The organism is Murinocardiopsis flavida, from assembly GCF_003014485.1.
GTDB classification, from domain to species: Bacteria; Actinomycetota; Actinomycetes; order Streptosporangiales; family Streptosporangiaceae; genus Murinocardiopsis; species Murinocardiopsis flavida.
Genome location: NZ_PYGA01000008.1, coordinates 131,061 through 157,460 on the forward strand (window position 1 = coordinate 131,061; position 26,400 = coordinate 157,460).

Annotated in this window: 24 protein-coding genes and 1 tRNA gene; 11 read left to right on the forward strand and 14 right to left on the reverse strand. The window is 71.5% G+C overall.

Annotated features, from left to right (window positions below):
* Window positions 1-22 precede the first annotated feature (22 nt).
* The 6 genes from CLV63_RS13225 to CLV63_RS13250 all read right to left on the reverse strand — a co-directional run bounded on the left by CLV63_RS13225 (window position 23) and on the right by CLV63_RS13250 (window position 8,004).
* Window positions 23-568, reverse strand: a complete 546-nt coding sequence (locus tag CLV63_RS13225) for a DUF6879 family protein (RefSeq protein WP_245928783.1) — start codon at window positions 566-568, stop codon at window positions 23-25.
* Entirely contained in the window at window positions 565-1,284 is a 720-nt protein-coding gene (locus tag CLV63_RS35130) for an ATP-binding protein (RefSeq protein WP_342751401.1), read from the reverse strand. The genes CLV63_RS13225 and CLV63_RS35130 overlap by 4 nt, the downstream gene beginning before the upstream one ends.
* 341 nt (window positions 1,285-1,625) lie before the next feature.
* A complete protein-coding gene (locus CLV63_RS13235) occupies window positions 1,626-3,047 on the reverse strand; it encodes an alpha/beta fold hydrolase (protein ID WP_211301287.1) in 1,422 nt (473 codons plus the stop codon).
* Between the two features lie 189 nt (window positions 3,048-3,236).
* Complete coding sequence (locus CLV63_RS13240; RefSeq protein WP_106583292.1) at window positions 3,237-4,739, reverse strand: GntP family permease; 1,503 nt, start codon at window positions 4,737-4,739, stop codon at window positions 3,237-3,239.
* A 76-nt stretch (window positions 4,740-4,815) separates the two neighbouring features.
* On the reverse strand, window positions 4,816-6,453 hold the full coding sequence (locus tag CLV63_RS13245; RefSeq protein ID WP_106583293.1) for an N-acyl-D-amino-acid deacylase family protein: 1,638 nt from the start codon (window positions 6,451-6,453) through the stop codon (window positions 4,816-4,818).
* 204 nt (window positions 6,454-6,657) lie between these two features.
* Window positions 6,658-8,004, reverse strand: coding sequence for an alanine racemase (locus CLV63_RS13250; protein WP_106583294.1), 1,347 nt, complete (start codon window positions 8,002-8,004; stop codon window positions 6,658-6,660).
* 228 nt (window positions 8,005-8,232) lie between these two features.
* Between CLV63_RS13250 and CLV63_RS13255 the strand changes: the two genes are divergently transcribed.
* Together CLV63_RS13255 and CLV63_RS13260 are read left to right on the forward strand one after the other, a co-directional pair.
* A complete protein-coding gene (locus tag CLV63_RS13255; RefSeq protein WP_106583295.1) occupies window positions 8,233-8,640 on the forward strand; it encodes a RidA family protein in 408 nt (135 codons plus the stop codon).
* Between the two features lie 125 nt (window positions 8,641-8,765).
* A tRNA-Met gene (locus tag CLV63_RS13260) sits at window positions 8,766-8,842 on the forward strand.
* A 235-nt stretch (window positions 8,843-9,077) separates the two neighbouring features.
* Here the strand turns inward: CLV63_RS13260 and CLV63_RS13265 are convergent.
* The 4 genes from CLV63_RS13265 to hisN form a co-directional block, all read right to left on the reverse strand.
* Window positions 9,078-9,737 (reverse strand): ABC transporter ATP-binding protein, encoded by a 660-nt coding sequence (locus CLV63_RS13265; protein ID WP_394339765.1) that lies wholly within the window; start codon window positions 9,735-9,737, stop codon window positions 9,078-9,080.
* A gap of 179 nt (window positions 9,738-9,916) precedes the next feature.
* Window positions 9,917-10,936: a peptidase M23 gene (locus CLV63_RS13270; RefSeq protein WP_106583296.1), complete on the reverse strand. Its 1,020-nt coding sequence runs from the start codon at window positions 10,934-10,936 to the stop codon at window positions 9,917-9,919.
* Window positions 10,937-10,948: 12 nt separating this feature from the next.
* A complete protein-coding gene (locus CLV63_RS13275; RefSeq protein WP_106583297.1) occupies window positions 10,949-12,157 on the reverse strand; it encodes an ABC transporter permease in 1,209 nt (402 codons plus the stop codon).
* 368 nt (window positions 12,158-12,525) lie between these two features.
* Entirely contained in the window at window positions 12,526-13,332 is an 807-nt protein-coding gene (gene hisN / locus CLV63_RS13280; protein ID WP_106583298.1) for a histidinol-phosphatase, read from the reverse strand.
* Between the two features lie 257 nt (window positions 13,333-13,589).
* Here hisN and CLV63_RS13285 point away from each other — a divergent pair, with 257 nt between their 5' ends.
* Window positions 13,590-14,195: a TetR/AcrR family transcriptional regulator gene (locus CLV63_RS13285; RefSeq protein ID WP_245928784.1), complete on the forward strand. Its 606-nt coding sequence runs from the start codon at window positions 13,590-13,592 to the stop codon at window positions 14,193-14,195.
* Between the two features lie 360 nt (window positions 14,196-14,555).
* On the opposite strand, the gene rsgA is transcribed toward CLV63_RS13285, so the two are convergent.
* Both rsgA and aroA read right to left on the reverse strand, forming a co-directional pair.
* Window positions 14,556-15,545 carry a ribosome small subunit-dependent GTPase A gene (gene rsgA / locus CLV63_RS13290; RefSeq protein ID WP_106583299.1) on the reverse strand — a complete coding sequence of 330 codons (990 nt, stop codon included), beginning with the start codon at window positions 15,543-15,545 and terminating at the stop codon, window positions 14,556-14,558.
* Entirely contained in the window at window positions 15,542-16,816 is a 1,275-nt protein-coding gene (gene aroA / locus CLV63_RS13295) for a 3-phosphoshikimate 1-carboxyvinyltransferase (protein WP_106583300.1), read from the reverse strand. The genes rsgA and aroA overlap by 4 nt, the downstream gene beginning before the upstream one ends.
* A 154-nt stretch (window positions 16,817-16,970) precedes the next feature.
* On the opposite strand from aroA, the gene CLV63_RS13300 reads away from it, so the two are divergent.
* The 3 genes from CLV63_RS13300 (at window position 16,971) to CLV63_RS13310 (ending at window position 18,772) form a co-directional block, all read left to right on the forward strand.
* Window positions 16,971-17,477, forward strand: coding sequence for an OsmC family protein (locus CLV63_RS13300; RefSeq protein ID WP_211301288.1), 507 nt, complete (start codon window positions 16,971-16,973; stop codon window positions 17,475-17,477).
* A gap of 352 nt (window positions 17,478-17,829) precedes the next feature.
* Window positions 17,830-18,255 carry a helix-turn-helix transcriptional regulator gene (locus CLV63_RS13305; RefSeq protein ID WP_245928785.1) on the forward strand — a complete coding sequence of 142 codons (426 nt, stop codon included), beginning with the start codon at window positions 17,830-17,832 and terminating at the stop codon, window positions 18,253-18,255.
* A 58-nt stretch (window positions 18,256-18,313) separates the two neighbouring features.
* A complete protein-coding gene (locus tag CLV63_RS13310; protein ID WP_106583302.1) occupies window positions 18,314-18,772 on the forward strand; it encodes a VOC family protein in 459 nt (152 codons plus the stop codon).
* A gap of 150 nt (window positions 18,773-18,922) precedes the next feature.
* Here CLV63_RS13310 and CLV63_RS13315 read toward each other — a convergent pair whose 3' ends face one another.
* On the reverse strand, window positions 18,923-19,444 hold the full coding sequence (locus tag CLV63_RS13315; protein WP_106583303.1) for a DoxX family membrane protein: 522 nt from the start codon (window positions 19,442-19,444) through the stop codon (window positions 18,923-18,925).
* An 80-nt stretch (window positions 19,445-19,524) separates the two neighbouring features.
* On the opposite strand from CLV63_RS13315, the gene CLV63_RS13320 reads away from it, so the two are divergent.
* Window positions 19,525-20,388, forward strand: coding sequence for an SOS response-associated peptidase (locus tag CLV63_RS13320; RefSeq protein WP_106583304.1), 864 nt, complete (start codon window positions 19,525-19,527; stop codon window positions 20,386-20,388).
* 82 nt (window positions 20,389-20,470) lie between these two features.
* On the opposite strand, the gene CLV63_RS13325 is transcribed toward CLV63_RS13320, so the two are convergent.
* Window positions 20,471-21,367: a methyltransferase domain-containing protein gene (locus CLV63_RS13325; RefSeq protein WP_394339766.1), complete on the reverse strand. Its 897-nt coding sequence runs from the start codon at window positions 21,365-21,367 to the stop codon at window positions 20,471-20,473.
* Between the two features lie 578 nt (window positions 21,368-21,945).
* Between CLV63_RS13325 and CLV63_RS13330 the strand changes: the two genes are divergently transcribed.
* From CLV63_RS13330 to CLV63_RS13345, 4 genes are all read left to right on the forward strand, one after another.
* Window positions 21,946-22,590 (forward strand): sigma-70 family RNA polymerase sigma factor, encoded by a 645-nt coding sequence (locus tag CLV63_RS13330; RefSeq protein ID WP_106583395.1) that lies wholly within the window; start codon window positions 21,946-21,948, stop codon window positions 22,588-22,590.
* Window positions 22,587-22,874, forward strand: a complete 288-nt coding sequence (gene rsrA, locus CLV63_RS13335) for a mycothiol system anti-sigma-R factor (RefSeq protein WP_106583305.1) — start codon at window positions 22,587-22,589, stop codon at window positions 22,872-22,874. Before CLV63_RS13330 ends, rsrA begins: the two co-directional genes overlap by 4 nt.
* 798 nt (window positions 22,875-23,672) lie before the next feature.
* The gene (locus CLV63_RS13340) at window positions 23,673-25,022 is read left to right on the forward strand and encodes an HD-GYP domain-containing protein (protein ID WP_245928786.1); all 1,350 of its coding nucleotides are present in this window, start codon (window positions 23,673-23,675) and stop codon (window positions 25,020-25,022) included.
* Window positions 25,019-26,317 (forward strand): HD-GYP domain-containing protein, encoded by a 1,299-nt coding sequence (locus CLV63_RS13345; protein ID WP_106583306.1) that lies wholly within the window; start codon window positions 25,019-25,021, stop codon window positions 26,315-26,317. Before CLV63_RS13340 ends, CLV63_RS13345 begins: the two co-directional genes overlap by 4 nt.
* Window positions 26,318-26,400: the final 83 nt, after the last annotated feature.

Sequence of the window (26,400 nt, forward strand, 5' to 3'; positions counted from 1 at the left end):
GCGGTTGTGCCCGGACCGGAGCTCATTCGGCAGGAGCGAGGCCGGCGAATTCGAGGTAGTCGTGCAGGGGAACAGCAGCGGCTTGGGCGGCGCACCGCCATTCGACGTGCTGATCGACGCGGTCGGCATCGGCGAACTCGACCTCGGTGAACTCGCCACCCGGGCCGTAGTTCGGGACAGCTGAACGCCGGTCATCGAACAGCCAGAAGTCCTCCCCATCGGGTAGCCCGATTCCATCGGCCTCGCTTCGGGCGAGGATCTGCGCGTCCTCACCCGCCGCAACATTGGCGGGATAGGCGCAGGTGAGCTCGAACCTGAGGTCGTCGGTCAGCGGGTCGGGGACGATGTGGACGCGCCCGATGGTGCGATCTCTCTTCCCGATCTGTCGAACCGTCCGCTGCCAGGGGTGCCGCCAACTCAGATCCTGTTCCTGACCGGCCAGGAAGCGGCGGTAGGGTTCGCGTTCGTTGTCGGCGAGGTAGAAACCGAGCGTATCCAGCCGAAACGCCGACACCTGAAACCAGGACAGGAACTGAGCGGCGAATTCCGCAGCGGGCACAGTACTCACAAGGCTCTCCCTCGATCTGACGGACCGTCGAAAGTCATACGTGGTGCGCGGACAGATCTGCGCCTTAACCGGAAGGCGCGGGCTGGCGTGGTCAGTCTGTGTCTTCGCCCCTGGTGAGGGTGAACTCGGCTCAGACGGTGGTGCCCAGTTCGGTGCAGAACGGGAACGCCAGGACCGGGCGGGTGCCCCACGTGGTGGCGAGGGATTCCATCAGCAGTAGGCCGCGGCCGTTCTCGGCGTCCTCCCACTCTGCGATGGTGGGGGACGCGGGGACGGTGTTCCCTGGCGCCGTCGTCGATCACCGACAGGCGCAGCGCCGTGGCGGTGGCGGACAGTGCGCGGACGACGCGGCCGCCGGGGTCGCCGGAGCGGGTGTGTTCGGCGGCGTTGGCGAAGGCCTCGCTGGCGCACAGGACAACGGTCTCGATCAGGTCGTCGGTGATGCCGGGGAGCCCGGTGAGGTCGGTGCGCAGTTCGGCGCGGACGCGGGCGGCCTGGGCGGTCTCGCCGGGGTAGATGCGCGGCGCCCAGTGATTTCCGGGTAATGCGGGCATGGGCCGGGTCGGGTAGGGCAGGATGGCCATGTCGGCAGTCCTTTCGAGGGCTCGTTTGTTCGGGTAGGCATGCTGTCGGCCGTGCTCTGGGGGTGTTCGCGCACCCGCCAGAGCTTTCTTGTGGGCTCCACCCTGCCGATCTTGGCGAAGCGGGTCTCTCATCGGCCGGTGGAGTTTCGGCTTTTTCGGGGTCGGTCCGTCTGCGGGGCGGCCTTGTCGCAGTGCCGCTGCGGGGGCCTGGGGAGAAGAGCAGCACCAACGGCGGCGGGTCGCCCCGGTAGGCGGTCATCCCCCGGGTTATCGGCGCACCGGCCTTACCGCGTGTCCGATTCCTCCTATCCCTCGCTGATCTTGATGAAACGGTTCCCTCACCGGCCGGTGAGGGAACCGTTTCATCAAGATCAGCGGAGAAGAGGGCGACCCGACGGCGGGGCGGGGTCTCGGCCGGGTCGGCGGCGGCATCGGCGTCCGAGTGCCGCAGCCCGGCCTTGTGGCTGCTTAGGTCAGGGGTTGAGTCGGTTCAGGTAGTCGGTGACGCGCTGGTTGACCTCGGGTTCGTCCATGGCTCCGCCGTGGCCGGTTTTGTCGGTGCGGATGTGGTCGGTGTCGGGGCCGAGTTGGCGCTCGACGCTGTCGGCCCAGGCGATGGGTGTGGCGGGGTCGTGGCTGTTGCTGAGCAGCAGGGTGGGGTTGTCGCTGCGCGAGGTGACGGGCGCGGCGGAGTCCTTGGCGGGCTGCGGCCCGCCGAGGCAGATCGAGGTGTACTGGGTGGAGTTGGCCGAGTAGCCCATGTCCGGGGCGGCCGTCCGCATCGCCGCCTGGTCGCGCCGTGCCGCGTTCACGCTCTCGACCGACATGTCGAAGTCGGAGCACACGAGGGGATCGGAGTAGGGAACGCGGTCCGGGGTCGGCTCTTCGGGCTGGCCGCCGGGATTGCCGTCCGCGATGGGGTTCTTTCCGCGGGAGAGCTTCAGCAGGCCGGTGGCGGCCTTGCGGACGTCCGAGGCCATCGCCACGTCCAGGTACTGATTGACGGCAGCGGCCGACCAGGGCCGCCCGTAGGCGTCCCCGGGGATGCGGCCGGCGTCGGCTTTGTCCTTCGCGGTCCGCAGCACCGCTGCGATGTCCTGGCCGTGCAGCGCGCATTCGGCGTCGGCCGCACACGACTTCGCGAACCGGTCGAAAAGAGCCTGGGAGCCTGTGGCGGCGGTCGTGATGAATTCCCGGCGCGATTGCGCCGGGTTCATGACGCCTTCCAGAATCGAGCCGTTGACGTGCTGGCCGAACATCGCCAGGTAGCGCTCGGCGTAGAGCGTGCCGTAGGAAAAGCCGTGGAGATTGATCCGGTCCAGGCCCAGCGCGGTGCGCAGGGCCTCGGCATCGCGAGCGTTGCTGTAGGCGTCCGTGTGTTGCTTGAGAGCGGTCGGCTTCGTGGTGCAGGAGGACCAGAAGTCGCGCTGCTCCTTCTCCAGGGCGGTGAACGACTTCCCGTCGGTCGGGGGCACCAGCGGAATATTCACCGCGTCCTCCGCCGAGCAGTTCAGCGCACTGCTCTCACCGACGCCGCGCGGGTCGATGGCCACCAGGTCGTAGCCGGGCAGTTTCTCGCGAAGGCCGGCAAAGGCGATGTCGCCCGATTCGCCGGGGCCAGAGGGGAAGTTGACGATCGTCCCACGGCTCTTGCCGCCGGGAGCCTTATACCGGAAGACGCGCAACGGCACTGTGTCAGCGTCGGGCTCGGACCAGTCGAGTGGAACGGTCAGCGTGCCGCACTCCACCCCCTTCACGATGTCCTCCCGCGCACACTCACCCCAGGCGAGCTTGCCCTTGGGTGGACCCTCCTGCTCGGCGTTCGCGCCCCCCGACAGGCCGACAACGGCGGTCATGGCTACGACGGCGGAGGTGGTGATGACGCTGCTGCGCACAGGCGAACTCTTCCCATGTCGGTGAAGTGACGGACGCCTGTCATGCTCGACCACGCGGCAGAGTCGAAGCATCACCCTCAAGTACATCCCGCCATGCGACGGAAGTCCTGCTTTGCCCTTCTCGTAGCCCTACAGATGTACGGTCCCTGTAATTGCGGCACGAACAACCCCGGCGGTGGCGGGCTGCGGCTAGACCACCAGCCAGAGGAGGGCCGCGGCGGCGAAGCCGACGACCGACAGGATGGTCTCCAGGACCGTCCAGGTCAGCAGGGTTTGTTTGACGGTCATGTTGAAGTACTTGGCGACGATCCAGAACCCGCCGTCGTTCACGTGGCTGAGGATGATCGACCCCGCCGAGATCGCGATCGCGAGCAGGGCGAGCTGCGCCTGGCTGAAACCGCCGTCGGCGAGCAGCGGGCTGATGATGCCGCCGGTGGTCACGATCGCGACCGTCGCCGACCCCTGGGCGATGCGCAGCCCGCAGCTGATGACGTAGGCGAGCACGATGATCGGCAGCCCGGCGCTGGACAGGCTGTCCGCCAGCGCGTCGCCGATCCCGGTCGCCGAGATGACCTTGCCGAAGAACGCGCCCGCGCCGATCACCAGGATGATCATCCCGATCGGCCGCAGCGACGCGGCGCTGAGCTCGCCGAACTCCGCCACTGTCATCCCGCGCCGCACGCCCAGCAGGTAGAACGCGAGCAGCACGGCGATGGTCAGCGCGACCGTCGGGTTGCCGAGGAAGGTGAGGACCTGGAGGACGTCGCTGTTCTCGGGCAGGGTGACCGTGCCGAAGGTGGCGCCGAGGATGAGCAGCAGGGGGATGGCGATGACCAGCCCCACCAGGCCCAGGCCGACCGGCGGCGGACCGCTGGCGGTCCCGTTCCCGTCGCCGACCGCCTTCGCGTTCCCGTCTCCGGTCGCCTTACCGTCCCCGTCACCGTCCGCGTTCCCCGTCGTGCTCCCGTTCGCGTTGCCGTTCTCGCCCGCCGTACCGACCAGGAAGTCCGCGGGGACGCTCACCGGGACGCGCGGGGCGATCCACATCGGCCACGCGATGCCGGAGACGATGAACGCCGGAATGCCGCACGCGAACCCCATGATGATGAGCCAGCCGAGGCTCACCCCCAGCAGCCCGGCGACGGCGGTGGGGCCCGGGTGCGGCGGTAGGAAGGCGTGCGTCATCGACAGCCCCGACAGCAGCGGCAGGGCGTACAGGACCAGGGAGCGCCCGCCCCGCTTGGCCGCCACGTACACCAGCGGCGCCAGCACGAAGATCCCGACGTCGAAGAACACGGGGATCCCGAAGACCACCCCGGCAACACCCATGGCGACCGGCGCTCCGCGCGGCCCGAACAGGCGCAGCAGCCGCTGTGTGAGGACGTCGGCGCCGCCGGTCTTCTCCAGGATGGCGCCCAGCACCGTGCCGAGTCCGATGATCGGTGCGATGTGCCCGAGGATCCCGCCGAACCCGGTCTCCAGCAGCGATTCGTCGCTCTTCAGCGCCGTGCCGACCAGGTCGGTCACGCTCACGCCCGCGGCGAGCGCCAGGAACATCGCGCTGATCAGCAGGGCGATGAACGGTTCGAGCTTGATCTTGATGATGAGGAACAGCAGGACGGCGATGGCGACGGCGCACAGCAGGAAGAGTCCTGGGGTGCTGTCGTGCAGCCAGTTCACGAATGTGGTCATGGGTCTTTCCGGGAGGCGGGGACGAGGGGGGCGTGTGCGCGGCGGCTGCGGAGGGGACGGCGGCCGCGTCGGGCGCTCAGCGGGGGGCGGCCTCCGCGCGGGCGCCGTCGGCGGTGCGGCGCATGGCCCGGCCGGGCAGCGCGCCGGTGCGCCGCCCTTCGTCGATGACCGGGACGCCGTTGACGAACACGAACGGGATGCCCGACGCCTGCTGGCGCGGGACGTCGAAGGTCGCCTCGTCCTTGACCCGCTCGGGGTCGAACAGGACGAGGTCGGCGTGGTAACCCTCGCGGACGAGCCCGCGCCGGTGCAGTTTCAACCGGGCGGCGGCGCGCCCGGTGAGGTGGTGGACGCAGTCCTCAAGGCCGAGCACGCCCAGTTCCCGCACGTAGTGGGCGAGGTAGCGGGGGAAGGTGCCCCACGCCCGGGGGTGCGGCAGCCCGCCGACGAGGATGCCGTCGGAGCCGCCGGTGTGCACCCGGTGCCGCATGATCGCCTGGACGTTCTCCTCGTGGCCCACGTGCTGGAGGATCGTGGTGGCGAGGTCGTCGGCGATGAGGTGGTCGAAGTACACGTCGGCGGGTGCGGCTCCGGTCTCGGCCGCGAGCTGCGCGATGGTCTTGCCCACCCGGTCGGCGAGGTCGGGGTTGCCGACCCCGCTGATCTGGAGGGTGTCCCATTCGGCGGGGACGCCGTGGCAGCCGTCGGTGCCGACCTCCTCCAACTCGTGGCACAGGCGCGCGCGGGTGTCGGGGTCGGCGAGCAGGCCGAGCGTCGTCGCGTGTGAACCGCCGGCGAACACCCAGCTCGGCAGGATCGCCGCGAGGGTGGTGGCGCCGGGCAGGTAGGGGTAGGTGTCGAGGCTGATGTCGGCGCCGTTGCCGAGTTCGCGGTCGAGCAGCGCGATCAGCTCGCCCGCGCGGCCCTTGTTGGGGCGGAAGTTGAGGGTGGCGTGGGTGAGGTGCAGCGGGCAGCCGGAGCGGCGCGACACCTCGATCATCTCGGCGTAGGCGTCGACGGCGCCCGCTCCGTAGGAGCGGTGGTGCGGCGAGTAGTAGCCGCCCATCCCGCCCACGACCCGGCACAGCTCGGTGAGCTCGTCGTCGTCGGCGAACATGCCCGGGGTGTAGGTGAGCCCGCTGGACATGCCGATCGCGCCTTCGCGCATGCCCTGCGCGACGGCCTCGCGCATCCGGTCGAGTTCCGCCGGGCGGGGCGGGCGGTCGTCCGAGCCCATGACCAGCATCCGCACACTGCCCTGCGGGACGAGGTACGCGGCGTTGCAGGCGATGCCGCCGTCGAGGCGGTCGAGGTACCCGGCGACGCCGCGCCATGAGTAGTCGAACCCGGGCGGTTCGCCGTTCCAGCCGGCGATCTGGCGGCGGATGGCGTCGAGTGTCGCGTCGTCCACCGGGGCGAACGACAGGCCGTCCTGCCCGAGGACCTCGCAGGTGACCCCTTGGCCGACCTTCGCCGTGTGGTCGGGGTTCGCCAGGATCTGGAGGTCGGAGTGGGCGTGCATGTCGATGAAGCCGGGGGACAGCACGAGCCCGTCGGCGTCGATGACCCGGTCGGCGGTGGGGCGCGCGGCCGGGCCGCCGTCCGTGTGCGGCCGGATGGCGGCGATGGTGCCGTTGTCGATGGTGACATCGGCGCGGTATCCGGGCGCGCCGGTCCCGTCGATGACCGTTGCGTTGGCGATGAGGACGACCATGCTGGCCCTTCAGTGGTCGAGCGCGGTGACGGCCGGAGCGAGGCGCTTCGCGTCGCTCCGATGCCGTTGACGTGACGAGTGCGAGGGTGTTCTCACGACCCTGATGTCCTCGGACGAGGGGGTGAGGGGATATCGCTGCGGCAGCCTTTGATGTCGTTCGGAGGTGAGGGTGCGCACCGTGCTCCTTACGTCGACGGCAGGGGGCTAGAAGAAGGTGCGGACCAGGTCGACGACCGGGGGGTCGTCGTGGTCGGTGTCGGCGACCACCGGGATGAGGCCCCACTTGTCGAACGCCGTGCAGGGGTGGGAGAGGCCGAGGCGGACTTCGTCGCCGATGGCGAGCGGCGCCGCGGCCGACGGGTCCCAGCGCAGGTAGCCGTGCTGGTCGTTCACCGCGGTGACCTTGGGCGGGTCGGACAGCGGCGTGACGGTGGTCCCGCCCTCGCGCTGGACCGCCTGCGCCTCGGGCATGCCCTCGTCGAAGGGCAGGTCGCGCTTTCCCGCGTCGAAAAGGGCGAGGCCGGGTTCGGGCTGGGAGGTGACCCGGACCCAGGCGTGCATCGCCGAGCGCAACCCGGTGCCGCCGACGCGGTTGAAGGGGCTGATGGACCGGTAGAAGCCGTCGTCGTGGGCGATGTAGGCGCCGGAGCGCAGGACGACGCGGGCGGCGGGCTGCGACGCCCCCTCGGGGTCGTGCAGGTGGGCCAGTGCCTGGGTGACGAGCTCGAAGTAGGCGCTGCCGCCGGCGGTGAGCACCGGGACGGACCCGGGCGGGTACAGGTCCAGGTCGCGGATCCGCTCGTGCGTGACGCGGAGGGCCTGGAGGTAGTCGCGCACCCGGTCGAGGTCGTCGGGCGCGGGGGAGTGCGCGAGGGAGCCCTCGTAGCCGGACACCCCGGCGAGCAGCAGCGCGGGTGACTCGGCGATCGCCCGGGCGGTGTCGAGGGCGTCGGTGAGGGTCCGCGCACCCGTCCGCCCGCCCGGGCCGCCGACCTCCACGGCCACGGGGATGGGCCGCGCGGCGCCCTCGCCGGGCCGGTGCCCGGCGAGCGCCTTGGTCATCAAGTGGACGGTCCGGGGGGAGTCGGCCCAGGTGAGGACGGTGTAGGTGGGGTCGGCGGCAAGGTCGTCGGCGATCCAGCGCAGCGCCTGGGGAGAGATGACGCTGTTGGCGATATGCACGCGGTCGACACCGAAGGAGCGCGCCACGGCGAGTTGCGCGGCGTTGGCGAGGGTGACGGCCCAGGATCCGGCGGCGAACTGCCGCTGCCACAGCTGCGGGGCCATGGTGGTCTTGCCGTGCGGGGAGAGGTCGACGCCCTCGGCGCGGCACCACTCGGCCATGGTGGCGATGTTGTGCCGGAGGTCGGCCTCGGAGAGGGTGAGGACGGGGGTCGGGAACTGCTGGCGCGTGGGTCTCATCCGCAGGTACTCGCGGACGGTGCGCCCCCACGCCGCGGGCGGGACCGCCTTGTCGTGGGGGCCGAGTACCTGGTCGGCCAGCGCCGCTACGGCGCCGTTGTCGAGGCTGGCGGTCGGTGCGTCGGACATACCCGGCCTACTTCCAGTGTCGGCGACCCTGGTGCGGAATGGTGCGGGCGCCGCGGCGCACCGGACTCCCGCCTGTGCAACATATGCAACGAGCCTTGCGTATTATGTGAATGGTTGTAACACGGGCCCCCATACGAGTCAATGGCGGGCGATCGTGGTCAGGGAACGCGCCGCGGCCGGTTCGAGCGAGTGGGCCGCGGTGACCACTGAGAAAGGGCTTTACCCCGAATGAGCGACAAGACGGCCGTCCGCACCGACGAGGCCCCCGCACCGGCGCACACCTTCTCGCAGGGCGTCCGCAAGGGCCCCGTCCTCCAGGTCTCCGGCCAAGGGCCGGTCGACCCCGCCACCAGCGAGTACCTGTACCCGGGCGACGTCAAGGCGCAGACCCTGCGCACACTGGAGAACGTCGCGGCCATCGTGCGCGCGGGCGGCGCCACCTTCGACGACGTGGTGATGCTGCGCGTATACCTCACCAAGCGCGAGGACTTCGCCCTGATGAACGAGGCGTACGGCGAGTTCATCGGCACCGCCATCAGCGAGGGCGGGGTGCTGCCGGCCCGCACCACCGTGTTCACCGGCCTGCCCCGCGAGGAGATGCTCGTCGAGATCGACGCGCTCGCCGTGGTCGGCTGACGGGGTCGCCTGAATCCCCCGGCGGCCCCGCCGAGTACCCGGTGGGGCCGCCGATTTGCACCGGCCGGTCAGTGTCACTAGAGTTGTGCACGCAGCGAACAACGCAAAGCAAAGCAAGAACGCGGCGCGGGGTGGAGCAGTTCGGTAGCTCGCTGGGCTCATAACCCAGAGGTCGCAGGTTCAAATCCTGTCCCCGCTACCACCGAAAGGCCCGCCGGTCCGAGAGTAGAACCCTCGGACCGGCGGGCCTTTCGCATTTGCCGACCCGGTCGGACCTCGACCCGGCCCGGCCCGGCTCCGCTGCGCGGCCCGGCCGGGCTTGGGTGTCGGACTGGAGATCGCCGGCCCGGGTGTGCTTCGGCGGCCGCTGCTGCGCAGCAGCGACCGCCGAAGCACATCGTGGCAGGGGACGTTGAGGGCGGCGCCCCGTCGGCCGGTCAGCCGTCGCGGGTGTAGCCCTCCACGATGGTGATCGACCGGTCGGCGCGGGCGGCGACCGCCGGGTCGTGCGTCACCACGATCACCGCGGCGCCCCGGTCCGACGCCTGGCGCAGGAGCTGATTCATGATCAGCTCGCTGCTCTCGGCGTCGAGCGCGCCCGTGGGTTCGTCGGCGAGGATGAGGGCCGGGTCGCGGCTCAGTGCCCGCGCCAGCGCCACCCGCTGCTGCTCGCCGCCGGAGAGCTGGTGCGGCTTCGACCCCAGTCGGTGCCCCAGCCCCACCGACTCCAGGAGCTCCCGCGCGACCGCCCGGCGGCGCAGCAGCGGGACACCGCCCAGCACCATCGGCACGCACACGTTCGCCACCGCAGTGCGCCGCTCCAGCAGGTGGAACTGCTGGAAGACGAAACCGATGCGGTCGCCGCGCAGGCGGGCCCGCCGGTGCTCGCGCAGCCCGGTCACGTCGACGCCGTCGAAGACGTGCGTCCCGCCGTCGGCCTCATCGAGCAGGCCGAGCAGGTTCAGCAGAGTGGACTTGCCCGACCCCGACTGACCGACGATCGCGACGACCTCACCGCGCCCCACGGCGAAACTGCACTCGTGCAGGACCCTGATGGTCTCCCCGTCCACCGAGAAGCCCTTGTGCAGCCCCTCCACGCGGAGCAGGGGCTGCCGCGGCGCCGGGTGCGGCGCCGGGTGCGGCGCCGTGTGCGCGGCCGGGAGCGGTGCCCCGTGCGGCGCCGTGTGCGCGGCCGGGAGCGGACCGGGGGCGGCGCCGGTCGCCGGGCGGGTCCCCGCGGGCGCGGCGGCGTGCCTGGGCGAGTTCAGCGGCACCGCTACCCGCCCCCGCCCATGCCGGGCGCCATGACGGCGCCATCGTCCTCCTCGCCCTCGCCGGGCGCGTCGAAGTCCTCCGACAGCGGCACCGGGTCGAGGATCTTGTCGTCCGTCGTCAGGCCCTTGGTCACCTCGACCAGGTCGCCGTCGGAGACGCCGAGGGAGACCTTGCGGGCCTTCTTCGCGCCGCCCGGGCCGGCGACGAGCACCTCGCCCTCGTCGGCCGTCCCGCGCACGGCGGTCACCGGGACGAGGATCGCGTTCTCCGTGGTGCCGGTGACGACCGACATCTTGCCGGTGACCCCGTCGAACACCTTCACGTCGTTGGGGATCCGGCAGGAGATCTCGGCGCTGGGCTTGCCTTCGCCCTTCCCGCCGCCGGAGACCTCGTCGGGCGTCTTCAGCGACAGGTAGTCGCATTCCGCGGCGGCCGGGCCCTTGTCGATCTTGAGGGTCATCCGCTCGGGGTCGCCGGAGAACCGGTACAACTCGTTCGGCTTGATCTCGGCCACGGCGCGGAACCCGGGCTTGCGCACCGTCGCGACGGTCGAGCCGGGTTCGACCTGGTCGCCCGTTGTGAGGCCGCCCAGGTCGGCGATCTTGCCGGCAGACGGCGCCGACAGGGTGACCTGGCTGCCGCCACCGCCGGACCCGGAGGAGGAGCCCTCGGACTCCGCGCCCTCGCCGCTCGAACCGCCGGACCCGGCTTTCACCGTGGCGACCGGGGCGCCCTTCTGCACCTCGGTGCCGTTGCGCACCCACACCTTGGTGACCGTGCCGCCCTGGCCCGCCTTCACCTTGCCCGGAGTCTCGGCGTGCACAGTGGCGCTCAGGACGAGCCTGCTGTCGATGTCGCCCCGCTCGACCGCGATGGGCGCGCTCTCCGTCAGTTCGTCGGCGGCGCCCGTCATCTCCTCACCGGCGCCCGCCGACATGCCGCCCAGCAGGACGAAGCCGCCGACTCCGAGTCCGCCGAGGACGACGACCACGACGACCCCGGCGATGATCCACTTCTTCACGGTGTATCGCTCCTATTCACGCAGGCCGCTGACCACGGATGTGCGCAGCGCCCGCCAGGCGGGGATGACCCCGGCCAAGAGTCCGGCGAGGGCGGCGCTGCCCAAGCCGACTAGCACGGCCTGCGCCGGGACGTAGACGCCGACGTCGGACGGGAGGTAGTCGGCCACGAGGGCGCCGCCGATGCCCACGGCCGTGTAGCAGAACAGCAGGGCCACCACACCGGCGACGACGGAGACCACGACGGCCTCCGTCACCACGATGATGAACAGCCCGAACGAGGTCGCCCCCAGCGCGCGGTAGGTCGCCAGCTCGCGGCGGCGCTCCCGCACCGTGACCAGGCCGACGTTGAGCACGCCGAGCATCCCCGTCGACAACGTGATGAGGGCGATGCCGCCCAGGCCGAGCGACAGGTACGTCAGCACGGTGTTGATCTCGTCGCCGGGGTCGATGCGGTACGCGCTGATGCTGTCCTCGTCAAAGGAGGACCAGCGCGACGCCGAGGTGACCAGCCGCTCCCGGTAGGCGTCGGCGTCGGCGCCCTCGGGGTCGGCCCGCACGGAGAAGCCGGTACCGGTCGACGGGACGGCGCCGTCGGGGAACACCAGCGGGGCGCTCGCCGGCGCCCGCAGCAGGTAGGCCGACGCGCTGCCGCCGTCCATCGCGGAGTCCTCGACCACCCCGACGACGCGCACCGTCTTCCACTGGCCCTCGATGCCGACCTGCAAGCGCCCGTCGCCGCCGATCTGCTTGGCGAGCCCCTCGTTGACCACCATGACCGGGGCGAGGGAGTGGGTGTCGGAGTCGTCGAACCAGCGTCCCGAGGCGAGGGTGATGCGGCGGATGTCGCCGAGTTCGGCGTCGACGACCGTCGTGTACGCGTGCTCGACCTCCTCCTCGCCGATCCGCATCTGGGCCTCGGACATGGAGTTGATGGACACGGCTTGGGCGCCCGCTCTGCGCAGGTCGGCCTCCAGCGCGTCGAGGTCCTCAAGGGTGCCGCCGGACTCGTCGTAGACGTCGACGGTGTAGGTTGCGGCGACCCCGGCGTTGGACTCGGCAAAGGACTTCGCGAACCGCTCGCCGACATCGCCGCCGGTCACGATGAGGATGAGCGCGCCGACACCGATGGTGATCCCGGCGCAGGACAGGATCGTCCGGGTGACGTTGGCGCGCGATCCGGCGGCGGCGAGGATGAAACCGGACACGAGTGAGCGCAGCAAACGGTCGGCCTTTCCAGCGCTTTGGGGAGAGGACGGCGCGGTGCGGACCGCGGGGCCGCGGATCCGAGACCGGATCGGCGGCCGACGCTAGTGGATCTTAGCGCCGGAAATATCCGGAACTCATGTATAGCGCAAGGTTCTGGCCGAACTTGGCCAATACTGCGACCGTTTCGCTCGTGCGAAAGCGGTTACCGCCGCGATCTCGGCAGGACAAGGCCGCCCGCCGCGCCGGGGTCGGGTGAGCGGGACCGGGGTCTGGTGAGCGGGGGTCGGTGCGCCCGATCCAGGGGGACCGGGGTTGCGTGGACCGGGGTCGGGTGGACTGGGCCAGTGCGCCCTCAGGTGAACCGGAGTCGCGTGGACTGGGGTCAGGTGAGCCGAAGGGGTGTGGGGCCGCCGTTGAGCTGGGTGAGAACGGCATCGTGCAGGACGCCGTTGGTGCAGACCAGCCCGCCGCCGTCAGTGAAGGTCTGACCGCGCAGGTCGGTGGCGCGGCCGCCGGCCTCCTCCAGCAGCACCGGGAGCGGCGCGGCGTCCCAAAGGTTCAACTCCGGCTCGGCCGCGATGTCGACGGCGCCCTCGGCGACCATGACGTGCGACCAGAAGTCGCCGTAGGCGCGGGTGCGCCACACGGAGCGGGTGAGGCCGAGGAATGACTCCAGCCGCCGGTCCTTCTCCCACTCGTCAAGGTCGGAGAACGACAACGAGGCGTCGGAGAGCGACGACACCGACGACACCCGGCAGCGGCTGGCCTTGTGCAGGCTCCGCCCCGTCCACGCGCCGTCGCCGCGCGACGCCCACCAGCGGCGCATCAGCGCGGGCGCCGAGACCAGGCCGACGACGGGTTGGTCGCCTTCCAGCAGCGAGATGAGGGTCGCCCACACCGGCACGCCGCGCACGTAGTTCTTGGTCCCGTCGATGGGGTCCAGCACCCAGCAGCGGGAGCTGTGCCCGGTGCGGCCGTACTCCTCGCCGAGAACGGCGTCGCGCGGCCGGGCCCGCGACAGCACGCTGCGGATCGTCTCCTCCACCGCGCGGTCGGCCTCTGTCACGGGGGTCAGGTCGGGTTTGGTCTCGACCTTGAGGTCGAGCGAGCGGAAGTGTTTCAGGGAGACGTCGTCGACAGCGTCCGCGAGGACGTGAGCGAGACGCAGGTCGTCGTCATAGGCCGCCATGGCGCGTACGCTACCCGCCCGGGGCCCGGCGGCGACGTCCGGCACCCGCGCGTGACCGGAGTGTTAGCGGAGAACACGCGAGGACCCCGGCCCGCCGCACAAGGCCCGGACTCCGGAAGGAGCGCGCGCGAGGGGCCAGATTCGGTGGACCGGCGGCGGTGCGTGAAGGTCCGGGTCCCGTGTGCGGGCAGCGCGCGGCGCAGCCCCCGATCCCATGTATCGGCAGGGCTCAGCAGAGGACATGCGACGATGATTCCGTGAGGGCCACCAGCCAGGACCAGGGACCCGAGGCCGAGCGGCGCCCGGGTGTCCGCGACCGCCTGCTCGACGCCGCCTACACCGGTGTGGTGTCCGGGCAGTGGCCGCGCCTGCGCATGGCCGACATCGCCGCCACCGCAGGTGTCTCCCGGCAGACCCTCTACAACGAGTTCGGCACCAAGGAGGGCCTGCTCCAGGCGATGGTGCTGCGCCAGGGCGCGGCGTTCCTCGACCGGGTCAAGGAGATCCTCGACGGCGACGCCTGCGCACCCGCCCGCACCATCGCGGACGCCGTGGAATGGACCCTCAGCGCGTCGCACGACGACCCGCTGCTGCGCGCCATCATCACCGGCGACGACGCGCTCCTGCCGGTACTGACCACCCGCTCGGCCACGCTGCACACCGCGCTGAGCGAGCGGATGGCCCAGTTCCTGCGCGAGCGGGCGCCCGGCCTCGCCGCCGACGACGCCGCGGCGATCGCCGAGGTCTCACTGCGCCTGACGATCTCTTACCTGCTGCTCCCCGGCGACCCCGCCGAGGCGGCCCGCCGGGTGGAACTGGTGGTCCGCAGCATGGTCACCGCAATCCGATCGGGAGCCGTGTAGCCGCACACGGTGCGCACCCCTCACATGTCGTGCCCGCCCCAACCAGAGGCGCAGGCCGAGGTCCCGATTTCCAGAGCGGACGTTGGCAGGGGTGCCGGGAAGCCTGCGCAGCAGCGACGGCCGAAGCACGACGCTCATCAGCTCCCGCCAGACCTGCACCCCAGGAGAGCAGCGTCCCCGTCCAGGTGACTGCGGAGGGCGGGGGTGGGTTGCGTCCTGGTTCAGGTGGTCGCGGACGGTGAAACACCAACCCCCTTCGCCCGGGTCATTGGGGCTGTGAATCACCCGTCCCCTTCGCCCAGGTCACCGGGAAAGTGAAGACACCCTCGCGCCCTTCGAGTCAACGGCACGCGCTGCGGATTATTCGGTGGGCTCGCGGCTGTGGATCAGGCGGCGGAGGGATGCCACCCGGGCGGGGTCGAGTCGGCCCGCCGCGACCCCGATGTCGAGCGCGCAACCGGGGGACTCCTCGGTGTGCGCGCAGTTGGCCGGGCAGTCGACGACCGCCGCTGCGAGGTCGGTGAACCCGGCGACGACGTCGTCCGGGCTGACGTGGGCCAGCCCGAAGCTGCGCACACCGGGCGTGTCGATGATCCAGCCGCCGTCGATCGGCAGCGCGGCGGCCGAGGTGGAGGTGTGTCGGCCGCGCCCGGTGACCGGGTTGACGTGCCCCACGGCGCGGGCGGCGTCCGGGACGAGCAGGTTCACCAGCGTCGACTTGCCCACGCCCGAGGACCCCACCATGACGCTCAGCCGCGCGAGCAGGTGCTCGCGCAGCGCGGCGATGTCCTCGGCGCTGTCGCTGCGGGTCACCGCTGCGGGGACGCCCAGAGCGGAGTAGGACGCGAGGAGGGTGTCGGCGGGCGCGAGGTCGGACTTCGTCAGGCACAGCAGCGGGTCGAGTCCGGCGTCATACGCTGCGACCAGGCAGCGGTCCACGAACCGCGGCTGCGGTTCCGGGTCGGCGAGGGAGCACACGATGACGAGCTGGTCGGCGTTTGCGACGATGACCCGCTCGACAGGGTCGGTGTCGTCGGCGGTGCGGCGCAGCACGGCGGTGCGCGGCTCCACCCGGACCACGCGGGCGAGGCTGCCCGCGCTCCCCGACAGGTCGCCGACCAGGGCCACCCGGTCGCCGACCACGATGCTGCCCTTGCCGAGCTCCCTGGCCTTCATGGCGACGACGCTGCGGTCGTCCACCAGGCACCGGTAGCGTCCGCGGTCGACGGCGGTCACGAAGCCCTGCCGGGCGTCCTCGTGCTTGGGCCGGTTGCGGGTCCGCGGGCGCGAGCCCCCGCGGGCGCGGACGCGGACGTCGTCCTCGTCGAGGTTCCGGTGCCCGCGGGTCACGCCACGGCCTCGCTCCACAGCGCCGGGAAGTCGGGCAGTGTCTTCGCTGTCGTGGCGATGTTCTCCACCTCCACTCCGGGGGTAACGAGGCCGATCACCGCTCCGGAGGTCGCCATGCGGTGGTCGTCGTAGCTGCGGAACACGCCGCCGTGCAGGGCGCGCGGCCGGATGACCAGGCCGTCGGGGAGTTCCTCGACGTCGCCGCCCAAGGCGTTGATCTCGTGTGCCAGCGCGGCGATCCGGTCGGTCTCGTGGCGGCGCAGGTGCGCGATGCCGGTGAGACGCGAGGGGGTGGTCGCGAGGGCAGCCACAGCGGCGATGGTGGGGGTCAGTTCACCCACGGCCCGCAGGTCGGCGGTGATGCCGCGGACCTCGCCGGAGCCCGTGAACGCCAACCCCTCGGCGGTGAACTCGGCACTGCCGCCCATGGCGGTGAACAGCTCCCGGAGGACGTCGCCGGGCTGGGTGGTGTCGCGCGGCCAGTCGCGCACGGTCACCGTGCCGCCGGTGAGCAGCGCCGCGGCGAGGAACGGGGCGGCGTTGGAGAGGTCGGGCTCGACCGCGATGTCGCCGGCCTTCACCGGGCCGGGGTGCACCCGCCAGACGTCGGGTGTGGGGGTGTCGACCGCGACCCCGGCAGCGCGCAGCATCTCCACGGTCATGTCGAGGTGCGGCTGGGACGGCACGGGCTCGCCCACGTGGCGGACCTCGACCCCCTTGGCGTACCGGGCGCCGCTGAGCAGCAGCGCCGAGACGAACTGCGACGAGGCCGAAGCGTCCAGGGTCACCGTGCCGCCGCGCACCGACCCGGTGCCGCGGACGGTGATCGGGAGCGCGCCGCGGCCGTCGTCGTCGATGGCCGCGCCGAGCCCGCGGAGGGCGTCGAGCAGCGGGCCCACGGGCCGCTCGCGTGCGCGCTCATCGCCGTTGAAGGACACCTCGCCGTCGGCGAGCGCCGCGAGCGGCGGGACGAACCGCATGACCGTCCCCGCGTTGCCGACGTCTACGGCCGCGGGACCGCGCAGCGGGCCCGGTGTCACGGCCAGGTCCGGCCCTGACGCGGTGACGCCGGTGCCGAGTGCGCGCAGGGCGTCGGCCATGAGGTCGGTGTCGCGGCTGCGCAGCGGCCGCCGCACCGTGCCGGGGGTCTCGGAGAGCGCGGCGAGGATGAGCGCGCGGTTCGTCATGGACTTCGATCCGGGCAGGCTCACCACGGCGTCGACCGGTTCGGTGACCGTCGGCGCCGGCCAGTGCGGTGCGGTTTCAGGCATGGTCAAAGGTTATCCGGCGGCGCGTCCCCGACGCGGTGCACGGCAGGGTGCGGGTCGGCGGGTCGGCGGGTCGGCGGGTCGGTGTCCGGTGGCCCGGCGGTGTCCGATGATGGGCGGAGCAGGCACGTTGAAGGGACGGGGGAGGGGTCGAGTGATGGCTGCCGAAGGGATGCGCACCCGCGGCAAGGAGTACCGCTACGAGGTCAGGGTGACCTGGACCGGCAACAACGGGAACGGGACGGCCACCTTCCGGGGGTTCGAGCGGTCGGTCGACATCGAGGCCGACGGCAGGCCGGTGCTGCCCGCCTCGGCCGACTCCGCGTTCCGTGGCGACGCCGCGCGGTGGAACCCAGAGGACCTGCTGACCGCCGCGCTGAGCGAGTGCCACCTGCTGTCCTACCTCGGGATCGCCGCGGCGAACGGGGTGAGCGTGGTCGCCTACCGCGATACCGCCACCGCGGTTCTGGCGACCAACCCCGACGGCTCCGGGCAGTTCACCGAGGTGATCCTGCACCCCGAGGTGGTCGTCGCAGAGCCCGCGATGCTGGCGGCGGCGGAGGCGATGCACGCGAAGGCGGCGGAGCTGTGCTTCATCGCCCGCTCGGTCAACTTCCCGGTGCGCCACCGCCCCCGTGTCACCGCGGCAGAACCTTCCGCTTAGCGGTACTCCGTTCCGTGGGCGGGACGGCCTTCTCGCAGGGCCGCGTGTGGGTGGTCTGGGGTGAGGAGCGGCACCAACGGTGGGCGGGTCGTTGGTGCTGCCCTGCTCCGCAGGTCACCCGCATGGTTCTCGGTGGCAAGGGCGTCCCGTGGGCTCGACGCCTTGAGGTGCCGAGAGTCCTCTCTCGACCGGGGATCCCGTCTCGCACGATCGGAGATCCCGTCCTGCTAGATCACCGCGGGGGCTGTCGGCGGCCGCGGGGTCTGTCGGCACCTGTGCTTAGAGTGCCCCCATGCCAAATGGGATGCGCCGGGGTGTGGCGGCACCGCCGGGATCTTTGGGGGTCGAGACGTTGGTCGCGCTGCGTCGGGCACGCGACCTGATCGACCGCTCCTACGCCGAGCCGCTCGACCTCGACACGATCGCGAGCGCGGCGGGGTACTCGCGCTACCACTTCGCCCGGGCGTTCCGCGCCGCGTACGGCGAGCCGCCCGGCCGCTACCTGTCCCGGCGCCGGGTCGAACGGGCGCAGGACCTGCTGCGCTCGGTCAACCTCACCGTCACCGAGGTCTGCCACCTTGTCGGGTTCTCCAGCCTGGGGTCGTTCAGCGCGCGGTTCAGCGAACTCGTCGGGACGCCGCCCTCGCAGTTCCAGCGGCGGGCGCACGCGGTGCGGCCGCCGCCCATCCCCGGCTGCTTCGTGCTCATGGCGGCGGGCGCCGCTTCCCCTCTTCGGACAGCAATCCAGGAGAAGCCCGCTGACCAGGTCGAACCCTAGGATCGAAAGCGAAGGAAAGCAGAGTTACGTAGGGACATTCGGCGAGAGGGAGCAGGCGATGATCACCAGGATCGGCGTCACGGGAGTGTTCGTCTTCGACTATGAGGAGTCCAAGCGGTTCTTCATCGACAAGCTCGGGTTCACGGAGCGGTTCGACCTGACGATGGAGAACGGGTACCGGTGGCTCACCGTCGGGCCGCCCGCCGACCCGCACTTCCAGTTGAACCTGACCGTCCCCGGTCCGCCGGTGCACGACGAGGAGACTGCGGCCGCCATCCGGACGCTCCTCGCCAAGGGCGCGCTCAGCGGCGGGGCGTGGAACACCGACGACTGCCGCAAGACCTTCGAGGAGTACTCGGCGCGCGGTGTGGAGTTCATCCAGGAGCCGCAGGAGCGCCCCTACGGCGTCGAAGCGGTGTTCCGCGACAACTCCGGGAACTGGTACAGCCTGAACGAGACCCGGCCCGAGGCGTTCGACCCCGACGCCATGGCGCAGGAGTTCGCGCCGGGTAGCTGACGGCCCGCGGCGCCACCGGTGGCCTCGGAGCCACCGGTGGCGCCGCCCGCGCAGCGACCGGCGGGGTGGGGCCCCAGCGGCACCGGAGAGCCGCCCACGGAGCCACCGGCAGGGCGGCCCCGTCATCCCCCCGGGGCCGTCCCGTGCGTGTCAGCGCTTGGCCGGCAGTTTCCGGCCGGCCTGGACGGCGCGGCGGGCGAGTTTCGCCCGGCTCTTGGCGCGGTCGGCGCCGCGCCGCACCCGTGCCACGGCGTGCTCGGCGTCGTAGACGACCCTGGGCGGGCGCCGTTTGGGCTCGGTCGCGGAGAGAAGCAGCGCGCCGACCAGGCTCAGATCGCGGACCGCGACCCCGCGCCGCGCTTCGGGGCTGTGACGCTTGATGGCGCCGGCCTCTGCCACCAGGGTGGGAACGGCCTGCACCGCGAGGAGCAGGCTCGCCGCCCTCTGCGCGCGGCCCGAAACCAGCAGTGTGCCGCCGACCACGCCCGTCGCCGCCTGCACGCGGACCACCAGCGCGGGGTTGTCGGGGAACCACGGGAAGCGCGCGGAGACGGTGTGCACGGCGGACTTGAGTTCTTCGGCCCGCGGTTCAGGGTTGCGGAGGTTCTCGACACCGTCCAGGAGGAACGGCAGCGCGAGCAGGCGCCGGGCCTGCGTTCTGAAGATGCCCATGGAGTCGCCTATACCCGCGGAACCGGGACCGTCCCAGATCCGGCGGAGATCTTCTCGTGCGGCGGCCTACACTCGGGGCCATGTGCGGTCGTTTTGCGCAGTCGCGTACGCAGTCCCAGCTCCGGCTCGCGTTCGACCTACCGGAGGAGGCTGCGCCGGGCGGGCCCGCCGGGTCCGGGGCGCGCACCTGGCCGCCGACCGACGACCTCGCCGCCGACCACAACATCGCGCCGGGAAGGTCCGTTTACGCCGTGCTGGGCAGTCCGCCCGGAGCGGTGGCGGAGCGGGCCGTCCCGCCCGGCCCCCGGCACCTCGCCACCCTGCGCTGGGGACTGGTGCCGTCCTGGGCGCGCGACGCCGCCGTCGGCTACCGGATGATCAACGCGCGCAGCGAGACCGTCGCCGAGAAGCCCGCGTTCCGCACGGCCTTCGCCCACCGGCGCTGCCTGCTGCCCGCCGACGCCTACTACGAGTGGCAACTGCTGTCCGCCGACGGCGCCGAGCCCGGCACCTCGCCCGCGACCGACCCCGCGCACGCGTCGCGCAAGGCCAAGGCGGCGAAGCGCCCCTACGCCATCGGCTACTCCGACGGCACACCGCTGGCGCTGGCCGGGCTGTTCGAGCGGTGGCGCGACCCCGAGGTGCCCGACGACGACCCCGCCGCATGGGTGTGGAGCTGCGCGGTGATCACCGCCGAGGCGGCGCCCGAACTCGGCCACATCCACGAGCGCATGCCGGTGGTGGTGCCGCCCGAGCACTTCGGCACCTGGCTCGACCCCTCGGCGGGGCTCGGCGACCTGCGGCGCACCATGGAGCTGACCCCGGCCGCCGCGTTCGAGGTGCGCCAGGTGGGCACCGCGGTGAACAGCGTCCGCAACAACGGGCCCGAACTCCTCGCCGAGGCCGAACCCGAACCGGAGCCCCAGGACGCGACCCTGTTCTAGGCGCCGTACCAGGTGCCGGTCCAGGCGTCGTACCAGGTTCAAGGCGCCGGTCCAGGTGCCGATCTGCGTTCCAGGCGCCGTTCTAGCCGCCCGGCTTGACGGCGCTCGCGAGCAGGTGCACCCCGACGTAGTCCTCCCCGCCCGATGCCTTGAGCTCCATCTCGACCAGCCGGTTCAGCGCCTTCGGGTCCTTGCCCATGACCATCTCGACCGTCGACGCCGAGAGAACGGTCCGCGGCTTGACCCATTCCATCTCCAGTCCGGCGTCGGTCAGCAGCTCGTCGATCTGCTCGACGGTGAAGCACCGGGTGATGCTGCCGTCGGGCCAGGGCACGAGCAGGACGTCGGCGGACGGGGCGTAGCTGAGCTCGGGCCAGCAGTCCTGCTCGGCGAGCAGCGCCATGCCGAGGACCACGGAGTCGACGCACATGAGCGTGCGCCCGCCGGGCTTGAGCACGCGGGCGATCTCGGCGAGCAGGGTCTCGGTGACGAGGTGCTGCGACAGCACCCGGTTGTCGGCGATGACGGCGTCGAAGACGCCGCTCGCGATCCCCGAGAGGAAGGTGGAGTCGGCGACGACCCGGTGCAGCCGGCCCGGCGCGTGGCCGCGCGGTTTCGGCGCGTGCCCGTTCACCAGGCTCAGTTCCCGCCGGTAGGTCGTTTCGGCGGACGGCAGCAGGGCCACCACGTGGTGGCCGGCGGCGACCGCGCGCGGTGTGCCGCGGAACTCGGGTCCGGACAGGTCGAGGATGCGGCCGGGCTCGCGCGGCAGCCACCGCGCCATCTGCACGCCGGCGACGGCCCAGTAGAAGCGCCAGTAGGCGGACAGCGAGTCGCTGGCGCCGAAGTGCGCCGCTGTGGACCGGATGGGTGAATCGAGGTCGCCCGCGTCGCCCGGCAGCCGCGGTGTGCGGGGGCCGGGTAGGCGACCGGGCTGCGGCACGGGCCGTGGGGACGCGGAATCGGAGATCGGTCGCACGTGCTGTCACTTCCATTCCACTCGGCGCGCGCACCGCGGGCCGAGCAGCCCTATTCCATCCGCCCGGTGTGTGCGGCACACCGGGCGCTTGTCGTTCGCCTCGGCAGGGCACTGCGCCCGCCGAGTGGTTCGTTCGCTCCGCCCGTCCGCGCCGCCGGGCGGCTCCTTCGGCCGCGCCCGGCGCGTTCTCCGCGCGCCGGGTGTGGCCTTTTGAAGGGTCTACCCCCACTCTTCCACGGGTCACCCTGTGAATTCGCGCTCTTCGCCGAGGACGCGGCGGCAGGGTCCTTTGGAATCAGCGGGGCATGGCCGGTGTTGGCACTCGACACAGCCTGTTGCGGGCGCCGTGATCGGCACCGCAGCGGTGGCCGGACCTCGGGTTCCGCGGTCCGGAGTCGATGCGAGTAGACGAGAGCAGAGGCAGGTCGATGCCGGCTTCACCGGGAAATGTGCTGGAGAGGCGAATGGGCGCCGCAATAGGCGCTGCGGCGCCCGCCGGTTCGCGTGCCGAGCCCGCGGTGGCGTCCAGTGTGGCTACCCTGGCCACACAGGACACCAGCACAAGGAGGCCGGCGGGCTTGAGTCAGGGCCAGGAGACAATCGACGAGCGGGGGACCCGGTTCGAACGGGACGTCCTTCCGTTCCTGGACCAGTTGTATTCGGCCGCGTTGCGGATGACCCGCAACCCCGCCGACGCCGAGGACCTCGTCCAGGAGACCTTCGCGAAGGCGTTCGGGTCGTTCCACCAGTTCAAGGAGGGGACGAACCTCAAGGCGTGGCTGTACCGGATCCTCACCAACACGTTCATCAACTCGTACCGCAAGAAGCAGCGCGAGCCGAAGCAGGCCGGGTCGGAGGACGTCGAGGACTGGCAGCTCGCGCAGGCGGCCTCGCACTCCTCCGCGGGGCTGAAGTCCGCTGAGGCCGAGGCGCTGGAGCACCTGCCCGACAGCGATGTGAAGCGCGCTCTCCAGGAGCTCCCGGAGGACTTCCGGATCGCGGTGTACCTCGCCGACGTCGAGGGCTTCGCGTACAAGGAGGTCGCGGAGATCATGGACACGCCGATCGGAACCGTGATGTCGCGGCTGCACCGCGGCAGGCGCCAGCTCCGGTCGCACCTGGAGGAGTACGCGGTCGACCGCGGGATCCTCCCTGAGGGCGCCGACGCGTCCGTTGCCATTGGGGCGCCGCATGGCGGGTCACGGCGGAAGGATCAACGATGAGCTGCGGAACACCGCACAATACGTCTTGCAGTGAGGTACTGGCGAAGGTCTACGCCTACATCGACGGCGAGCTCGAAGACGCCAGCTGCGAGGACATCCGCGTCCACCTCGACGAGTGCGGGCCCTGCCTGGAGGAGTACGGCCTCGAAGAGGTCGTGAAGAAGCTCGTCGCCAAGCACTGCGGCTGCGACCCCGTCCCCGGCGATCTGCGCTCCAAGGTGCTCAGCCGGCTCACCGCCGCGCGCGCCGACATGCAGATCCGCGAGGCGCACGCCGAGAGTTGATTCGCCGCGTCCGCCGGCCGCCGCCGGCGCGGACGCCAGGCGCGCAGGCGCAGGCCGATCGCAGGTCAACCGGCTTCTGCCGGGGGTCCGGCGTGGCCTTCAGTCGCTGCGCGGACGGCGGCGGCCGCACCATGCGGCCGCCGCCGTCCGCTTGTCCGGCATAAGTATGCTTTTGCGGGGGATGCTCCGGGTGAGCGCGCCGCGTGGTTTCGGTCTTCGGCCGCGGCGGCCCCCAAAGGCCGGTGGCGCGACACGCCCAACGATGAGGAGAAAATTTCGTCAGGACCCGACGGGAGGCTTTGGACCGGCTCTCCGTCGCGACGAGGCACGCAATCGTCACTCTGTGTGATGTTTTCGGCCGGGTCGGGCGGATGATTTCGTGATTCGGGCGCACCGGTCGGCACTGGCGGGGGATCGTGCGAAAAAGGTGATTGCGGAGAGTTACGCTAAAAGCTACGAATGGGTTTAGTAATTCAGCTATTCCGGCGGGCGAATCCGACTTCCAATCGGACGGCCGGTGTGGCGTTAGGGATACGGCAATCATTCGCCTCTCGGATGCCGTTAAACTAACTGCCATATCCACCGTTTAGGGCAATTCGCGCTGGGTCGCACGCCGGCCTGTCGCGCGCAGTATCGGGAGGGGCGCCAAAACCATGAGTTCGCTGTTCGGGAAGCTCGCGTTCTACGCAGTACTCGTCTTCGTCGTCTACGTGGCCGCCGGAGGATTCTCCTGGTGGTAGGGGTGTGCGCAGCGAACCCCGGGCGGTCGGCCCGGATTGAGGAAGGAGTGGGCCGGAATTGCGCAGCCTTCCAGTATCCGCGCGGTTCTACGTCTCCATTGTCATCCTCGCCGCCGCCGCCGTCATGGTCTTCGGCTCCTATGACGGGATCGACCCCGGCACCCTGATCGTCATCGCACTTCTGTTCGTTTCGGCCGAATCCATCGGAACCCTGGTCGACAAGGGGCGCACCGGGATTTCGCCGAGTTCGGCCGCGTCGCTCGCTGCGATCGTCCTGTGCGGGCCGGTGGGGGCCGCGGTGGTGGGCTTCGCCTCCTGCCTGGTGCTGCGCCGGCAGAGCCTGGTCAAGCGGCTGTTCAACGGGGCGCAGTTCGCCCTCGCCGGCTACGCGGCCGGCCAGGTGTTCGTGCTGCTCGGCGGCGAGGTCGGGGTGCCGGGCCAGGAGGCGTTCCCATGGATCGTCCTCCCGTTCACCGTGGCGGTCCTGCTGCACGCCATCGTGAACTCGGTGCTCATCGGGACCCTCATGTGGTGCCTCGGCGTCGTCCGCTTCCAGCGCGGCCGCCGGTTCCGCTGGCGGCCGCTGGCGACGCTCGAACTGTCCTCGGCCGGCTACGGCATGCTCGGCCTGTTCATCGCCGCCATCTGGGCCGACGCCGGGGCGTTCGCCATCGTCCTGGTGCTGCTGCCGCTGTTCATCGCGCGCTGGGCGTTCGACCAGTGCGTCGCCGAGCAGCGCGCCCACGAGGCGACGCTCGCCACGCTGTGCCAGGCCGTGGAGACCAAGGACTACTACACCCGCGGGCACTGCATGCGGGTGTCCAAGGCCGCGGGGATGATCGCGCAGGAACTCGGCATGCACGCCGAGCGGGTGCAGACCATCCGCTACGGGGGGATGCTGCACGACGTCGGCAAGCTCGGCGTGCCGACCAAGGTGCTCCAGAAGTCCGGCAGGCTCACCGAGGAGGAGTTCGCGGCGATCCAGCTGCACCCCATGCGGGGCTACGAGATCGTCCGCGAGATCGGCTTCCTCGACGACGCCCTCGCGGCGATCATGCACCACCACGAGCGCATGGACGGGCGCGGCTACCCCATGGGGCTGGCGGGCGAGGAGATCCCCGAGGCGGCCCGCGTCGTGTCGGTCGCCGACGTCTTCGACTGCCTGACGTCCACCCGCTCCTACCGCAAGGCGTGGACCATAGAGGCGGCGGTCGACGAGCTCCGCCGCTGCGTCGGCACCCAGTTCGACGGCCGGATGGTCGAGGCGCTGGTGCGCGCCATCGACCGCGACGGGTGGACCCCGCCCGAGGCCGTCGAACCGCCCGAGGACGACGCCGCCCAGGTCGCCAGGCAGGACCACGACGACCCCAGCGTCCCGCTGCGCGTCGCGGGCGAGGTCGGCGAATGACCGAACGGAAGCCGCCACGCTCGGCCCGGCGGCGCGGCCGCCTGCGGCGCCGCGTCGGGCCCAACCGGCTGCTGCTGCTGACCCTCGCAGCGGGGAGCGCCGCCGCTGCGCTGCTGTGGACGGCGTTCACCGGGTTCGTCGAGCCCGACGCCGCGCTGGCGTTCGGCGTCATCATCGGCCTCGGCGAACTCGCGCGGATCACCCTGCCCGGGCAGCGCGAGATCGCGCCGGTCGCCTCGGCCGGCGCCATCGGCTACGCGTTCCTGCTGCGCACCGGCGGCGCGGAGGTGCACCACTCGGCCGGGCAGGTCATCGCTGTGGTCGCCATCGGGCTCGCCCTGGGCGAGCTGCCGCACATCGTCGTGGGGCGCACCCCGCGCTGGGGCGACTTCGCCCGCCGGCTGTTCATCGTGGTCCTCGTCGCGGTCGTCTTCCGCCTCCTGGTCACCCGGTTCGTCCCGATGTCGGGCGACTGGTGGCTGATGCTGTCGGCGATGGCCATCCTGGTCGTGCTGGCGTGCGCGGCCGACTCCGCGATCGCCGCGGTGCTGCGCGCCGAACGGCTGCGCACGCGCTTCACCGTGGCGTTCAACGACGAGCTGCGCGCACAGGGGCCCATCGGCGTCGCCATCGGCGCCTCCGGCGTGCTCATCGCGCTGGCGACCTCGGCCATGGGGCTGGCGGGCCTGCTCATCTTCACCGCGCCGCTGCTGGTCACCCAGGTCGCGTTCCGCCGGTTCGCCGAGGTCCGGCTGACCTATTTGCAGACCGTCCGGTCGCTTTCGCGGGTCACCGAGGTCGGCGGCTACGTCGAGACCGGGCACTCGCGGCGCGTCAACCGGCTCGCCCAGGCCGTCGGCGCCGAACTCGGAATGCGAGAGGCCGAGCTGCTGGAACTCGAATACGCGGCGCTCATGCACGACATCGGGCAGCTCTCACTGCGCGACCCCATCCCCGGCGGCGCCACCGTCCTGGCCCCGCCGCGCGAGCAGCGCCGCATCGCCGAACTCGGGTCCGCCGTGATCCGCGAGACCGGCGTCCTCGACGCGGTGGCGGAGCTGGTGCGGCGCCAGTGCGAGCCGTTCGGCGGCGACGGCGACGACGGCCCGCCCCCGCTGGGCAGCCGGATCATCAAGGTCGCCAACGCGTTCGACGACCTCGTCGGGGAGTCCAAGGACCGCGACCGGTTCGAGGCGGTCGTGCAGCGCCTGCGCATGGACACCGACCACGAGTACGACCCCACCGTTGTCGACGCCCTCACCCGGGTCCTGCGCCACCCGGCGACGCGCTGGTGAGGCCGCGCCCGTGCGCGCGCCCCGGGCCCCAACGCGGCGCCCGGTGTCCCCCGCGCGGCATGCCCCTGGTCCCCGGCGCGCCG